This is a genomic window from Synechococcus sp. MU1648 (assembly GCF_023630615.1).
Taxonomy (GTDB): domain Bacteria; phylum Cyanobacteriota; class Cyanobacteriia; order PCC-6307; family Cyanobiaceae; genus Parasynechococcus.
In genome coordinates, this window is record NZ_JAKUHI010000001.1 from 200,294 (window position 1) to 214,365 (window position 14,072).

Here is a 14,072-nt window from a genome sequence, read left to right on the forward strand (position 1 = left end):
CTGGGGTTTTTTTGTCTCTTCCTATCCATGAAGCTTCTCCAGCAACTGCTGGTGGCTCCTGCCGCCCTTGGCCTTCTGGCCCCTTTGGCTGTTGTTAACAGCCCAGCAGCAAATGCCGCCGAGCTGAACATCAACGGTGTTTCTGATTACGCGGTTACTTCCGGTGGCGACAGCCTTGATCAGGTGACCAGCGTCACCCAATTCTCCGACGTCTACCCCACCGACTGGGCCTATCAGGCTCTGGCGAACCTGGTGGAGCAGGTCGGCTGCGTGGCCGGCTACCCCAACGGCACCTTCCGTGGCAACCGGGCGATGACCCGCTACGAAGCGGCTGCCCTTTTGAACGCTTGCCTCGACCGGATCACTGAAGTGACCGACGAGCTGCGTCGCCTGCTCAAGGAATTCGAAACCGAGCTGGCCATCCTCAAGGGTCGCGTTGACGGCCTCGAGGCCCGTGTTGGCGAACTGGAAGCAACTCAGTTCTCCACCACCACCAAGCTGAAAGGCCAAGCCACCTGGGTGTTTGGAGCCAACCGCTTCAAGGGATCCGCCTCACGGCTTCGTTCCGAGAGCACCAAGAAATTCGGCGGAACGACCTTCAATTACGACCTTCAGCTGGGGTTGGCGACCTCTTTCAGCGGAAAGGATTTGTTGACCACGGTTTTGCGTGGCGGCAATTTCGACGGCGACGACAACGTCTTCGGCAGTGGTGGGCCGTCGGGTCTGGCAACGCTGGAAACAGCATTTCAGGAGGGTGATCGCCCCCATCTGGTGGCGATTGACAAACTGTTTTATTCCTTCCCGTTGGGTGATGACATCACCATCACAACGGGCCCGATTGTTGGCCAGGAAGACATGCTTGCGGTCTGGCCGAGCGTCTATCCCAGTGATCCGATTCTCGATGTGCTCACGGTGAATGGAGCTCCGGGGGCCTACAACAAAAACAAAGGTGCGGGTGTGGGCATCAGTTGGGCCCCGGAAAGCGGAGCCCGTGCGTCGGCCAATTACGTGGCTGCTAATGGTGCATCGAGCAACACTCGAACTGGCGGTTTCGCCACCGACAAGGCAGGGGGCAGCGGCACGCTGCAGCTGGGTTGGGAGGGTGATAACTGGGGTGTGGCTGCGCTCTATTCCAAGGTTCAGAACGCTCAAGACCTGATCGTTTACGCCACACCCTTCGTCAAGGATCACGTCAGTGCCGGGGGTGTGACCCATGCCTATGCCCTTGGTGGTTTCTGGCAACCGCTGCAGAGCGGCTGGCTTCCTTCGCTGTCGCTGGGCTGGGGCATCAATCAATCCGAAACCCAGCGCAAAGGCCAGGTGAGTACGAGTCAGTCCTGGACGGTGGGGCTGGAGTGGAATGACGTCTTGATGGAGGGGAACAACGCCGGCATGGCTGTGGGCCAGCCTGTCTTCGCGACGGATCTTCGTGGAGGTGATGTCCCTGCCGATGGTCAGTTCATCTGGGAGTGGTGGTATGAGTTCCAGGTGACCGACAGCATCAGGGTCACCCCTGCGCTGTTCTATCTCTCACGACCCATGGGTGAGCTCACACCCAATGGCTCAACGTTTCAACAACTGGGCGGCTTGATTAAAACCACCTTTGTGTTCTGAGCGGTGATGACAAGGAAATACAGAGGAATCGCTCAATAACGACGTCCCACCGTTGAAACCGATTCACCTCCTGTCAAAGATCGCGTTGTAGTTGGTGCACAGACCAGACCTCACGCCAATGCTTCGGATTCAGGGGGATGCGCAGCTGCTCCGCTCATTGCTGCTCCATGCGGATCGGGTCCGCGAGGAGCGTATTGAGAAAAGATCTCAATCCGAGCCCCTTATTGAGAATGACTTGCAATATCGACAAGGTCTCTGTACTCTTGCGAGTAATTCTCATTCGCGTTAGTTCGTGACGACCTCCGCTTACCGCTTCCTTCCGGACGATCCGGCGGCACCCTTGTCAATGCCAAGGCTGCAGACGGTCTTGTTGGATCCTGCTGGCCGAGATCAGGCCACTGTTCTTGAAGTCTTGGAAGGCGTCTGTCGGGTGTATTGCCCTTGCGAAGAGACCGAGGGAATGACTTTGGCGTTTTTGCAGTCTGGCGACAGGCTCCGCACCGACCGCATGTGCAGCGAAGGTGCCTGCGTCGAAGCCTTAACGGCATTGAAGTTTCGTCGTGATTCAGTCTCCACGGACGAAATGGGTATCGATGCCGTGAATGAATGGACCTTGCAGCTCCTGCGTGTGCGTCATCTCGGTCAAGCAGAGCAGCGCCTTCATGCTCTTTTGGCGCTGTTGGTGAACCGACTTGGTCTCCGTTGCAGCGATACCTACCAGCTTCCCTTTCGTCTCACCCACGATCGCTTTGGTGAGCTGATTGGAGCAACACGCGTCACCACAACGCGCCTTCTTTCGAAGTGGCGCCAAGCTGATTTGGTTGCTATGGCACCTGGTGATGTCACGATGCGACTGTCTCCTGACCTCATCAACTCTTCACCCCTGCAATTTTGAACGCCGTGAATGTGAATACATTCGGAGTTCTAGGAGATCTCTGCAAAGAAGCTGAGTGGATATGGCAGCGCATGCAGTCAGCCAGTCGTTCCATTCAACGCTGTCAGCATCCGCGCCTCAAAGAGCGGCTTACGGCAGAGATATGTCTACATCGCAATCGATGTCTGGCAATACAGGATTCATTGGCAAAGATCAAACATTATCTTGATCCTCAATCAGCTCAAAAACATTTACTGGAGGAGTTGCTCTTTCGATGTTTATCCCATAGGCTCTCAGCGAACCAAATCTATTGAATACAAACTCTTGTCTTATTTGAGGTCTGCACAAAGTGTTGGCCTCGTTTTTGTGTTTGCATTTTTCAGTATTCCGATCATGGTAAATGGTGCGCCTCTTGAGCTACATTTGACACCACGACACGCATGCAATGTTCATAATTAGTTGTCGGGGATGGGCATAATAAAAGGGTCTTCCTTGGACGGGATCGACAGCCTCATTTAAATCCAATTTGTCGTTGGTGAATCGGCAACATTGGAGAGGTTTATTAGATATGCCTAGCCTTAAAGGCTGGGCTTTTCTTTGGATTTGGATCCGTTTGAGAGGATGTGTATCACATTTCGATCAACGATCAACGATCATTTGTTTGCTCACCATAAGAACGATTTTTTAAATTTGAACAACTAGGTTATTTCTATCATGCTTGTTGGATCTCAGATTTTAGAAGAATTCATTGATCACATGGAACGTGATGATTTCGTTCGTTTGCGTTGGCTCAAACGCATCCGAGAGTCAGGTTTTGATCAAGCACTTTCAGAGTATAGAGAAAGTTTGATTTGTTCAGAAACGCTTGAGACTAACATTTGCCAGATACATCAAGGTCAATGATTTGCTTGGTTGTATCTGATAGCACTTGGATCTGAAACAAGCTTCAAACTGGCTGGCAAAACTTCTGAGAAGATTGTGGGGTGATTCGAATTGCATGGCTTTCACAATCTTCTTTGCAACGTCAACTGGTAAAACTGAAGACGTCGCTGATCGACTGAAAGAGCTTCTCCCCGGAACGGAAGCGAAGGATGTCGACAACATTGACTCAATTGATGAGTTGGTCTCTGCTGAGTCGTTGATTTGCTGTGTTCCGACATGGAATACTGGTGCTGACGAGGCACGCTCTGGAACAGCTTGGGACGACTTGGTTCAAGAAATCCCAGACAAAGATTTTGCTGGGAAATCTGTAGCTATTGTCGGTTTGGGAGACTCTTCTGGCTATTCAGATTTCTTCTGTGATGCTATGGAAGAACTGTATACAGCATTCCTTCAATCTGGAGCTAAATTAATTGGTAAAGTACCTACAGAAGGCTATACCTATGATGATTCGAAAAGTGTGATTGATGGTAAGTTTTGCGGTCTCGCAATCGATGAAGACAATGAGTCTGAGTTAACAGACCAACGGCTTCAAGCATGGGTGCAGCAAATCAATGCAGAGTCGTAAGGTTCATATTTGAATTTAATCAAAAGCGCCTGTAAGGGCGCTTTTTTTTTAACGGTGTACCCAATCCACACGAACGTCCTTGCGCTGGTTGAGATACTTATCAATCGCCATCGCTGCAATGCAACCATCTGAACAAGCGACAACAGCCTGCTTGAAGGGAGTGTTGCGAATGTCACCGATTGCCCAAACACCTTCCACATCCGTCATCATGTCATTGTTGACACGAACTCCTCCATTGGCATTGATTGGTATTTGCTCTTGGAGGTAGTCGGTGATCGGTAATGAGCCAGTGGAGTAAACAAATGCACCTTGAACAAATATTTCTTGAGTATTGTCTTGTCCAAAGGATTGCACTTTGACGCTGGCTACTCCATTCTCGTCTCCTTCAATAGAGTTTAATCGTGTTCTTTTCCAATGCTTGACATTGCTGGAATCAAGTAATATCTGAACTTCAACTGAATTTAAGTTTGGCTTGTTGTTGGTTACCCAATGTACTGTTGATGCGAACTTTGTCAGAACAAGTGCTTCATCGATTGCTTCTTGGTTTGATCCATAGACCACAACTTCTTGATTTTTGTAGAATGCGCCATCACAAGTTGCGCAGTAACTTACACCTCTGCCAAGAAACTCATTTTCACCGGGTAGTGTCGATGCTCTACCCATCGCACCCGTCGCTAGCACTAAGGTCTTGCCGACGAATGTTCCCTCCGGTGTGTAAACGATCTTTTCAGTATCCGACATACTGATTCCATATACTTGGGCTTGTTTATATTCAGCCCCATAGCTGATTGCCTGATCTCTCATTGTTTTCAGGAGCTCTTCTCCTGATGCATCACCTGCCACGCCAGGGTAGTTGGCAATTTTGTGAGTGATCGCTAGTGCTCCAACAGCTGGATTCTTATCCAGGATGATTGTTGATAGATTCGATCTTGCTGTATACAAAGCACAGGAACACCCTGCAGGTCCTCCACCGATGATTACAACATCTGCATTATTGATATCTGTCATGAGAATCGTTTGATAATACTCAAGTCTTGAATATTTTCAGAAGCTAGCTCTGAACTTTTGTTGGGTATCATGTCGATAAAAGAATCAATCATTTTTGCGGTTTGATTCCATTCAGAGAATGGAAAAAAATGTCTACCACTACTGATTCTTTGATAACAGTCTCCTGGTTTTAAATGCCCCTGCCAACGTTTGTAGCTGCATTGATCAATGATAAAATCTTTGCCGCCATTAATCACAAGGATTGGAATATTGATTTGGTCCAGATTCTCTATCTGTGTATGTCCGACAATTGATCCATTAACGAAATCATTGTCTAGGCACTTTGCCAAGAGTCTTGCGATTATGATTTGCACATGATCGGCATGGGTGTCTATGAGGAGACGACTTAAGTGGTTTAATATATGAAATCGAGAGCATGGTAATTGACTTCTCATGGCTTGATAGTGGGATGTCCATTGATTGCTTGATTGGGAATCTACAGACAACAATGAAACTGAGGAAACATTCTGCGGATATTTTTTTGCGTATAGATAGGCTACTGAACCACTTATTCCATGTCCTACAAGGTGAACTGGTTCGGAAGAATCCTCTACCGTTTGCTTTAAAAGGGCATGAATGATATCAACATCACATGATTCATCAGGGTCATGTTCGAATGACCATCGCTTAACACCATACTGCTGGCTTAAAGCCTGAGCCGTACGTTTAAAAAGACAATACAACGATGGTTGAAGATCAACCCAAATTATTTTATTTTCTTTCATGCTTTTCTATTTTAGTTATCCTCTTACGCTTCGAGCCGCTTCTCTCCCCAGAATAAACAGATCAATGTATTCTTTATTACAAGTGGAGTTGTCACAGTGTTTTTCTAATCGGGACAAGAAAGCATAACTTTGCCCTGCTCTACTTGATCTCTTATCCTCTTAATCAATTTCTTTTCGATGGGATCGGCTTTAGCTTCGTAGTCAAGCATGTCTCTAAAGATACTATCGCTGATTTTGTTGAAGCATGCAATGTGCAGATATTGCTCCACAAGACTTGATTCGCTTTTGTGCGTTTCAGCCATTTGTCTACTCAATTAAATGAATATCTCTATCCTCACCAAAGCTCATCTTCGCAATCTGTCTTTACGACTAAATCTGATGTGGCATATGCTACGCAAAGCAGTGTATAACCATTTTCCATTTGGTCGTCGTCTAGAAAACTCTGATCTGATTGGTCAATTGTTCCTTGAATGATTTTTCCCACACAGGTGCTGCATGCTCCCGCTCTACAGGAATAACTCATGTCAATCCCAGCTTGCTCTGCTGCTTCAAGTACATATTCATCATCAGGGCATTCAAAATGTTTTGTTCCATCAGGGAGTCTCAATTCAATTTTGAACGACGCCATTTTTGAAAATAAAATCTACATTACCTTAAGCATGCAAATTACCTGATTAAATTTTACCATCTTAATGTTCCATTGGTTACATGTATAGCTTCTCTTGGGTGGTGTTGCTTTTGTTTGATTGAGTGATCCTTGCAATACTCTTATTGGTATGTTTATGGAATGATTCGGGAATGGGTATGGCGTATTTTTTATAGGAGTAAATTCTACAAATGGATACTCAATCTTCTCCCAAGGTCTCTCACTACTTAGGGCATGCAAGCGGTTGGCGTAAAAAACGCTTGAAGATTGCTATGGCCCTAAGGAATCAAGGGTGGACACATAAGCTAATTGCTGAGTATTTAGAGGTCTCACCTAAATCACTTATGCGCGACATAAAATGTTTTATTATTGATCCACAAGGATTACGGACATCCTCATGATAAAGATGTCCGTAATTGATCCTGTCTCAAGGAGTGATTTTCTCACTTATGCCTGAAGAGAGGCTGGTTTGTTATTCCCTTGATCCAGCTCGCTGTCGATGAGCAATAAGGCTGCCGCTTGATTATCGGCGAATTTGACGCGTCCCAGCATATGTCCGAATTCATATTCAGATTGTGTTTGCATCTCAACCATGGGGTCGAGGAATACTGTTGTTCGTGTATCACTCACTCTCTCTGCCATGGAGTAAAGCTGTTGCAATGAGGCCGTCACATCAACCTCCATTTGAAATGCAGATGCCATGACATCGGCTGGCGATTCCCAGTTCTGCAACGGAGCCTCAACGGTCTTCAGTTCAACGCTCTGACCGCGAGCGATGATGTATTCGGCGAATTGTGCAGCATGCTCATGCTCACTGCTTGATTCGTCTCGGAAGAATCGAGAAAACCCCTTCAGTGTTCGTTCAGCAAACCAGATTGCTGCGGCGAAATATGAGGCGTGTGCCTGCCTTTCCATGTTGAGGTGGTCTTGGATGGCATTCAAAAGTTCAGGACTTATTGCTTCCGCAACTGCCCGACCTGAAGGGCCAGTTTCAATAGAAGTCGCAGCATTCGAGCGGGATGTTGAAAGCATTCCTCTTGAGCAATTGATCAAATGATACGTGCTTGCGAATCGAATTGTAGAAAGCGTGTGTTATATGCACCAAGTTAAATGAGAGTCATTATCAAAAGATGATGACTGGATTGATGTTTTTGATATTTTTTGGTTTCCGAATCACCGCCAGCCAGCGTTGGCCATTACTTGTATTGCAGCTTTTTGTGTTGACCCAAGAGCGCTTATTGAGACATTGTCCGGAGTGAACCGACCAAACTTTTTCAATTCTTTTGACGTCCCAAACCCTTTTAGTGGGTACTCAAATGTTGGGCCTGCGATCGATCGAGTTCCTTGTGGAGATGAAAGGAACTCAATAAACTCGATCGCCTCTTTTTTGTTTTGAGCTGATTTTGCGACTCCAGCTGCACTGATATTCACATGGGCTGGATTTGGCATGATTAATTTTATTCCTGAGGTTAATTTCTGATCATTCTTTCCACTTGCTCCTGCTTGCATTCTCGCCAGGTAATAATGATTTACTAGCGCGACTCCACATTTTCCTTGCCCCACTGCGCGAATTAGTGAAACGTCACCGGAGAAGTATGGTTGGCTTACATTGCTGACCATTTGCTTGACCCATGAACTTGCTTTCGCTTGGCCCTTCAGAATAATTTGGTCTGCCACAAGCGACTGGTTATATACGTTCTTCCGTTTGCGTAGGCACAGTTTGCCTTTCAAGCTTGGATTTGATAAATCTGCATATGTTTCAATTGTATTTGGATTGACGATATTTGGATTAACAATAATTGCTCTTATGCGTCTTGTGAAACCAAACCATCGATTTGCAGGATCTCGATAACGTGCGGGGATGTTCGATAGCAGTTTATCCGTCTTTACGGGTTGCAGCAGCCCTGCCTCAGCAGCGTTGTTGATTCTCGCCGAGTCAACCAGAAGAATTACATCTGCTTTTGAATTGGCCCCTTCTCTCTTAAGCCTTTCAACAAGTGAAATCCCTGTTGCTTCGATCAGTCTTACTTTGATTCCAGTTTGCTGGCTAAATTGTTTGAATGCTTTTCTATCAGTATTGTAGTGACGGCCTGAGTAAACTCTTACTTCTTTCGACTCTGCTGAAGGTATGGCGGCGAACGGGGCCACTAGTAGCAGGGTGGCAAGGAATTTGAGCATGTCTAGAATCACATACACCTCTATATTAGTTCGGTCACGTGAATTGTCAGCTTATATGAACGCAGCTTATGTAGCAAATGCTCTGTGCAACTCAATGTCGTTTTCTCTTTGATCGATGGAATTTATTACCCATCCCCTGTTGCCTTTTGATGAAATACAAGATATTCAACAACGACTCCTGGCCCCTAACCTCCCTTGGCGCGATGGTCGTCTAACGGCGGGTGATCAGGCGTCGTTAGTCAAGAAGAATCATCAACTTGACCCAAATTCGGAGCTTACTCTTTCAATTACCAACCGAATATCAACAGCACTTACCAGCGATCCATTAATTAAGAGCTTTACGCTTGTTCGCAAGGTTCACAGCCTTCTGGTTTCTAGATCTGACTCTGGAGATGGTTATGGTTGGCATGTCGATAACCCTTTCTCTCGTTATGGTCGACGTGACCTGTCTTTTACAGTCTTTTTAAGTGATGAAGACTCCTACCAGGGAGGCTCCTTGTCAATTCAAAGTGGTGGAGATAAGACTACAGAATTTCGATTGTCTCCTGGCCAAGTTGTTGTCTATCCTTCCTCCCTTCTCCATTGTGTTCAACCTGTTATTGGTGGAACACGATTCGTTTGTGTTGGTTGGATTGAAAGCTATGTGAAGTCTGCGGAAGACCGTTCCTTACTTTTTAATCTCGATGCTGGTGCTCGCGGATTGCTTGCCCGTCATGGTCGGTCTGATGAACTTGATTTGATTTTTCAAAGTTATACAAATGCTATCCGGCGCCTATCTTCCTGATTTGTAGCTTTTGACCTTGCCAGCTGCGTCGTTAATGACTATTTCTGATTGAGATTTGGCATAATAGAATTTTAGGTCTGTTTATGGCCAAGCCATCCGCAATTTCTGTTTTTGCAGCAGCCACCTCGCTTCTCGTTGCCTCTGCAGCTGTTCCAGTTGTCCATGCTCAGAATGCTGGTGGACTTCAAGAATGGAACACCGACCAAGGTGTTGATGAAGAAAGCGTCATGGACTCCGATGCAGCAGCCTTAAAGAAAAAGGCAGAACAAGAGGATGTCTGTGTTCCCATCGGTGAGGGCGAGAACTGCTGGTGAATCTAATCTTGTGAGATTATTTGAGGGGCATTCGCCCCTCTTTTTTATGTAAAAAAAAAGCGCCCCGCGGGGCGCCAGTCTGTTGATCAAATGTGGATCAGAATTTGAAGGTCGTCTTGACGAGACCGCCAAACTTGTTGGCTCCATTCACTTGATGTTTGCCCTTTGCATCATCAACCCAGAACACAGCAGGTGTGATGGTGATGTTGTCGGTCACACGGAAGTCGTAATAACCTTCGATTGCAAAGTTCTGGTCGTCAGCCTTTTGCCCCTGAACTTCGGTGGCGTAGCTGGAGTAGGAACCAAAGCCAAGTCCCAGCTTGTTGCCTTCCATGAAGGCGTCATTCCAGTTCAGGCCAACCATCCAGCCCTTAACGGCTTCGGAGTTGCCGCGGTATTCACTATCAGCCCAACCGAAGTCAAGGCCCGCACTGATGGTGGGAATGAATCCGCTGTCTTCAGGTGACCAGTAGCCGCGAAGGCCAACGGCGTGGATGGGGTGAGCCAGATCCTTTGCCGTGGGTGTGGAGTAACCCATAGCCGCCTTGGCTTCTGTCTTGATCGTGCAGGTTTTCACACCCAGCTCGTCAGTGACACAAACCTTGTCCTGCTGAGCATTCTTCAGTGCGTAGAGCGCTGAAACATGCCACTTGCGGTTGCCGTAGCCAACTTGGCTGAGCAGGTAGGCATCGGTGTCTTCACCGAACATTTGCTTTTTAGAACCGCTCTTCGCACCGTCACCACCGTCGGCAACGTAGTTCACAGCAATGTTGAAGGCTGCGTCACCAGGATCGACATCCTGACGCCACTGCACACCAAAGCCTTGGCCTGTGCTGGCACCCAGAACAGCGCCGTAACCACCCAGTTTGAATGCCTTGAGGATCGGCTTGTAACGGGTTGGCGTTTCGATCATGTAGTAGTTCTCGATCAACGCACCAACGGTGACCTTGAACTCGTTGCCGATCGGGAAGCTGTACCAGAGCTTGTCAACCTTGATGGTGTTGTCACCGCTCTTGGCATCAGCCAGATAAGAGTCTGATTCGGTCCAGACGTTCTTCATGTTGCCCGTGCGAAGACGGGTGTACAAGCGATCCTTGCCGGTGAAGGAAGTGTCGAGGTTCAGCGTGTAGCGATAGGAGAAGCTGAATCCATCGCTTTCGCAGGAACCAGGCGATTTCTCGTTGCACTCGTCGCGATCGGCATACTTCACTGCGCCAGTGAAGAAGTCAGCCTGACCACGCAGTTTGGTGGTGGTGGAGAACTGGGTTGCTTCCAGTTCGCCAACACGAGCCTCGAGGCCGTCAACGCGACCCTTGAGGATGGCCAGCTCGGTTTCGAATTCCTTGAGCAGGCGACGCAGCTCGTCGGTCACTTCAGTGATCCGGTCGAGGCAAGCGTTCAGCAGGGCAGCCGCTTCGTAGCGGGTCATGGCCCGGTTGCCACGGAAGGTGCCGTTGGGGTAGCCGGCCACGCAGCCGTACTGCTCCACCAGGTTCGCCAGAGCCTGATAGGCCCAGTCGGTGGGGTAGACGTCAGAGAATTGGGTGACGCTGGTCACCTGATCAGCGGAAGCCGCGTAATCAGAAACGCCGTTGATGTTCAGCTCGGCGGCATTAGCGCCACTGGCCAGAAGGCCAAGGGCAGCAGGAGCCACCAGCAGTTGCTGGAAAAGCTTCATTGAATTCCTCACACAGGAAAGCCCAAATTGGGCACGCCCATACTGCCGTTGCGCTGTATTTGCTGCTACTCGTATAGAGCACTTCCAAGTAGCTTTTTATACGTCTGCCTGTTCTTTTCTGTTATCAGCCTCATCACAGCCCTTTTTGGAGATGTCTGTGCTCTGCTTGGGGCTTCGCTGTGTCTCTTCAGGCATCAATAAGAAGACTGACGGGCTTGTGTCATTTGTTACTCACTTCCATGTTTTGGGCCTGTTGGAGCGATTAGAGTTAAAAAGTTGATTCCCATCGGATCTTGGCCAATTCATCCGACGACAATTTACGGCAGAGCAAGAAAAAGGGCTGTAAAAAGTCAAAGTGTTCTAAATGGAAGGGTGGAACATGTCGGTGTGGCCATTGATTTGATTTGCCGGCAATATCAGTTGATTCTTTAGTTCGTCAATATAAATTTTATTAGATTTCCTGAGAGAGCTTATGCTTCTGGAAACAGTTGATCTTGTAGTTCCAATGATTTCAGCGATGCGCTCATGAGTGAGAGTGTGCTCGAGCAAATAGCCATCTGTTGTACGTATACCAAGTCTGGTCGTTAATAGTTGGAATAATTTCATGAGACGACTTTCTATGTTTGTTTCGAGTCTGACAATGTGTAGTTGTAACACCCATTCCAAGATGCTGTCATTGGATCTTTGTTCTGGATCATGGCCATAGCTTGCTTGGAATTTTGTTTCTGTTATCGCCTCTATCCTGATCCATAATTCTTCAGGGTAATTGAACCTGCATGGTTCAGATTTGCATGCAAAAGCTAAAGTCAAATCAATTGTCTTGCCTTCTTGGTAGGCGCCAATTCTTACGATTCCATCTTCTACTGTTATTTCTACGTCTTCTCTGCCTCTAGGCCTATCGAGAAGCACTGTTTCCGAGGCATTAAGGAATATTGGCCTGCTCTGCCTGGGGTTATGCCCGTCCCTCGTATTCATTGACGTGCTGACGTGTGCTTTTTGATACTTCCTGATGTAGTTGCGTTACCGCCTATCTATTTACTGTTCTGTATAAACAAGTCATCGTGGTTTTGTGTGGAATGGATTTTATAGCACGTTGTGGATTGTTGGCTTTGTTCGTTGTTGTGATATTTGCTCTTTTTGAGGTTCGATATGACACATTGCGGCGTCGTGATAACGGTTCTCTGCCTGTTAATGCTTCAACCACAGCATTTTTTCCGGCCTAATCGTCTCCAGGGCTTCCATGTGCTCGTTGGTTAGTGCCTGAGCGGCCTGATGTTGACCTGCAAGAGACAGGTGCGACGCTCGTCCGAAGCACCAGTCTTTGATGTCATTGAGTGTCTTGGCTCTATGGCGATTTTTGTTGATATTTTCTGATGGCATGTCTTCGCTTGATGGTCCTCTTATTTTCTCGCGTTGTATTTATAGCTTTCTTTTTTGTGTACGTTTGAACGTAGTCAATTGTTGCCTCCCCTGTAACCATTGGTTTTCTTCTCTTTTGGGCCTGCCATTTGAAGCTTTTTGACTTTAACCCCACTTTTGGCCTTCAACGTTTTTTGGCGGCGCTTATCTGCACGTGCTTAGTAGCCCTTGGTGGTGTTTTTTTGCTGATAATCATTCTCGCTATTTTCTTCACTCTTTGTGTTGGTTTGTTCTTTTATTTGCCTCTGATGTTTCAAGCCTCTATAGATATCCGCAGATCATCCGTCCGTTATGCCTTCAGCCCTACTTCGTTGTGCTTGTGAGCGTTGCACCTGCGAGGTTCAGGAGACTAAAGCTGTGATTCTGCATGGTCTGAACTTCTGTTCAGAGGCCTGTGCCAGCGGCCACCCCAACAACGAGCCATGCCATGGCAGCGGTTCCTGTGGATGCACCTGCGCGGAGTGAGCGAGTTGGGGTGAGCTCAACCCCCTTTCGATCGGGCCGGCCTCAGCAGCATCGTCAGCCCAGACACGGTGACAACAATGGTCAGCCCTCCCAGCAGGATTGGATAAATCGGTTGGAGGTTCAGCCAGCCGAATTGTCCCGTGTGCAGCTTGAGCAGCCAGAAGGCATCGATGTTCCGCTCAAGGAGCAAGCTGTAGAGGGAGCCAGTGCCTGCTGTAATCAGCAGTGGTGCTGCGGCGATTGGCACCAGCCAGCGGTGGATGCGTCGTGCCTGACGGCTCGTTGTTCTGGAGGTTTTCATTGCTTGCGCAGCTGTTGATGGAGTTTCCGTTCATCAGCGCAAGGCATCCAGCGTCCGTTGTTCTCGTGAACGCTGGTGCAACCGATTTCGGCAGCTCGCTGCTGAGCTTCCGCCTCGGTGGCGTAGAGCCCTTTGCCGTGGGCCAATCCTGGCGTTTGGTTTACCAAGAGGGTCACCACACCGACGGCAAGAGCCGTTAAAGGTTGGATGGCGGTCATTGGTTCAGAAGCCTTCGCAGTGTTCGATGGCTTTCAAGTAATTCATCTTGCCCGGGTGTGTGTTTCCGTCGGTGTTGATCGCGACCCGCATGGCGATCTGGGCATCGACGCAGCGGTTGTAGCGATCGGTTTTGACGGCTTGCGGAATCAACAGAACAGCAATGCTGAGCAGGCTGAGGCTGCTGACGGCAGCCAGCACCGGATAGGCGTGGGCTCTCACCATTTCACGCACTGTGAGCTGTTGTTGGGTGTGATCGTCCATTTACTGATGGCGATTGCCCCAGCGTATGAACGCCCTTTCC

The 14,072-nt window shown here is 48.2% G+C and carries 18 protein-coding genes; 7 read left to right on the forward strand and 11 right to left on the reverse strand.

What is annotated here, in order from left to right; translation table 11 throughout:
• Nucleotides 1-27 precede the first annotated feature (27 nt).
• From NCN06_RS01150 to fldA, 4 genes are all read left to right on the forward strand, one after another.
• Complete coding sequence (locus NCN06_RS01150) at nucleotides 28-1,614, forward strand: iron uptake porin (protein WP_250398555.1); 1,587 nt, start codon at nucleotides 28-30, stop codon at nucleotides 1,612-1,614.
• 346 nt (nucleotides 1,615-1,960) lie between these two features.
• Entirely contained in the window at nucleotides 1,961-2,509 is a 549-nt protein-coding gene (locus NCN06_RS01155; protein ID WP_166017346.1) for a Crp/Fnr family transcriptional regulator, read from the forward strand.
• A gap of 693 nt (nucleotides 2,510-3,202) precedes the next feature.
• Entirely contained in the window at nucleotides 3,203-3,391 is a 189-nt protein-coding gene (locus NCN06_RS01160) for a hypothetical protein (protein WP_226426148.1), read from the forward strand.
• Between the two features lie 94 nt (nucleotides 3,392-3,485).
• A complete protein-coding gene (gene fldA / locus NCN06_RS01165; protein ID WP_115025444.1) occupies nucleotides 3,486-3,995 on the forward strand; it encodes a flavodoxin FldA in 510 nt (169 codons plus the stop codon).
• A 48-nt stretch (nucleotides 3,996-4,043) separates the two neighbouring features.
• Here fldA and NCN06_RS01170 read toward each other — a convergent pair whose 3' ends face one another.
• The 6 genes from NCN06_RS01170 to NCN06_RS01195 all read right to left on the reverse strand — a co-directional run bounded on the left by NCN06_RS01170 (nucleotide 4,044) and on the right by NCN06_RS01195 (nucleotide 8,591).
• Nucleotides 4,044-5,003, reverse strand: coding sequence for an NAD(P)/FAD-dependent oxidoreductase (locus tag NCN06_RS01170; protein WP_250398556.1), 960 nt, complete (start codon nucleotides 5,001-5,003; stop codon nucleotides 4,044-4,046).
• A complete protein-coding gene (locus NCN06_RS01175) occupies nucleotides 5,000-5,767 on the reverse strand; it encodes an alpha/beta fold hydrolase (protein WP_250398557.1) in 768 nt (255 codons plus the stop codon). The genes NCN06_RS01170 and NCN06_RS01175 overlap by 4 nt, the downstream gene beginning before the upstream one ends.
• Nucleotides 5,768-5,871: 104 nt before the next feature.
• Entirely contained in the window at nucleotides 5,872-6,069 is a 198-nt protein-coding gene (locus NCN06_RS01180; RefSeq protein ID WP_250398558.1) for a hypothetical protein, read from the reverse strand.
• A 32-nt stretch (nucleotides 6,070-6,101) separates the two neighbouring features.
• The gene (locus tag NCN06_RS01185) at nucleotides 6,102-6,395 is read right to left on the reverse strand and encodes a 2Fe-2S iron-sulfur cluster-binding protein (protein ID WP_115092970.1); all 294 of its coding nucleotides are present in this window, start codon (nucleotides 6,393-6,395) and stop codon (nucleotides 6,102-6,104) included.
• A 465-nt stretch (nucleotides 6,396-6,860) separates the two neighbouring features.
• Entirely contained in the window at nucleotides 6,861-7,445 is a 585-nt protein-coding gene (locus NCN06_RS01190; protein WP_166017068.1) for a ferritin, read from the reverse strand.
• Nucleotides 7,446-7,586: 141 nt separating this feature from the next.
• Nucleotides 7,587-8,591, reverse strand: coding sequence for an extracellular solute-binding protein (locus NCN06_RS01195; RefSeq protein ID WP_226398592.1), 1,005 nt, complete (start codon nucleotides 8,589-8,591; stop codon nucleotides 7,587-7,589).
• 115 nt (nucleotides 8,592-8,706) lie between these two features.
• Between NCN06_RS01195 and NCN06_RS01200 the strand changes: the two genes are divergently transcribed.
• Both NCN06_RS01200 and NCN06_RS01205 read left to right on the forward strand, forming a co-directional pair.
• Nucleotides 8,707-9,375 (forward strand): Fe2+-dependent dioxygenase, encoded by a 669-nt coding sequence (locus NCN06_RS01200; RefSeq protein ID WP_115025450.1) that lies wholly within the window; start codon nucleotides 8,707-8,709, stop codon nucleotides 9,373-9,375.
• A gap of 83 nt (nucleotides 9,376-9,458) precedes the next feature.
• Nucleotides 9,459-9,689, forward strand: coding sequence for a hypothetical protein (locus tag NCN06_RS01205; RefSeq protein ID WP_115092966.1), 231 nt, complete (start codon nucleotides 9,459-9,461; stop codon nucleotides 9,687-9,689).
• A gap of 97 nt (nucleotides 9,690-9,786) precedes the next feature.
• Here the strand turns inward: NCN06_RS01205 and NCN06_RS01210 are convergent, their stop codons facing one another.
• Both NCN06_RS01210 and NCN06_RS01215 read right to left on the reverse strand, forming a co-directional pair.
• The gene (locus NCN06_RS01210; protein ID WP_226398591.1) at nucleotides 9,787-11,367 is read right to left on the reverse strand and encodes an iron uptake porin; all 1,581 of its coding nucleotides are present in this window, start codon (nucleotides 11,365-11,367) and stop codon (nucleotides 9,787-9,789) included.
• Nucleotides 11,368-11,727: 360 nt separating this feature from the next.
• A complete protein-coding gene (locus tag NCN06_RS01215) occupies nucleotides 11,728-12,342 on the reverse strand; it encodes a helix-turn-helix domain-containing protein (RefSeq protein ID WP_226398590.1) in 615 nt (204 codons plus the stop codon).
• A 735-nt stretch (nucleotides 12,343-13,077) separates the two neighbouring features.
• Between NCN06_RS01215 and NCN06_RS01220 the strand changes: the two genes are divergently transcribed.
• Nucleotides 13,078-13,251, forward strand: coding sequence for a metallothionein (locus NCN06_RS01220; protein WP_226398589.1), 174 nt, complete (start codon nucleotides 13,078-13,080; stop codon nucleotides 13,249-13,251).
• Between the two features lie 16 nt (nucleotides 13,252-13,267).
• Here NCN06_RS01220 and NCN06_RS01225 read toward each other — a convergent pair whose 3' ends face one another.
• From NCN06_RS01225 to NCN06_RS01235, 3 genes are read right to left on the reverse strand one after another with little or no spacing between them, the layout of a single operon-like run.
• The gene (locus NCN06_RS01225; protein ID WP_226398588.1) at nucleotides 13,268-13,552 is read right to left on the reverse strand and encodes a hypothetical protein; all 285 of its coding nucleotides are present in this window, start codon (nucleotides 13,550-13,552) and stop codon (nucleotides 13,268-13,270) included.
• Nucleotides 13,549-13,770, reverse strand: a complete 222-nt coding sequence (locus tag NCN06_RS01230) for a DUF3721 domain-containing protein (RefSeq protein WP_226398587.1) — start codon at nucleotides 13,768-13,770, stop codon at nucleotides 13,549-13,551. The genes NCN06_RS01225 and NCN06_RS01230 overlap by 4 nt, the downstream gene beginning before the upstream one ends.
• 4 nt (nucleotides 13,771-13,774) lie before the next feature.
• Nucleotides 13,775-14,032 (reverse strand): hypothetical protein, encoded by a 258-nt coding sequence (locus tag NCN06_RS01235; RefSeq protein WP_226398586.1) that lies wholly within the window; start codon nucleotides 14,030-14,032, stop codon nucleotides 13,775-13,777.
• Nucleotides 14,033-14,072 lie beyond the last annotated feature (40 nt).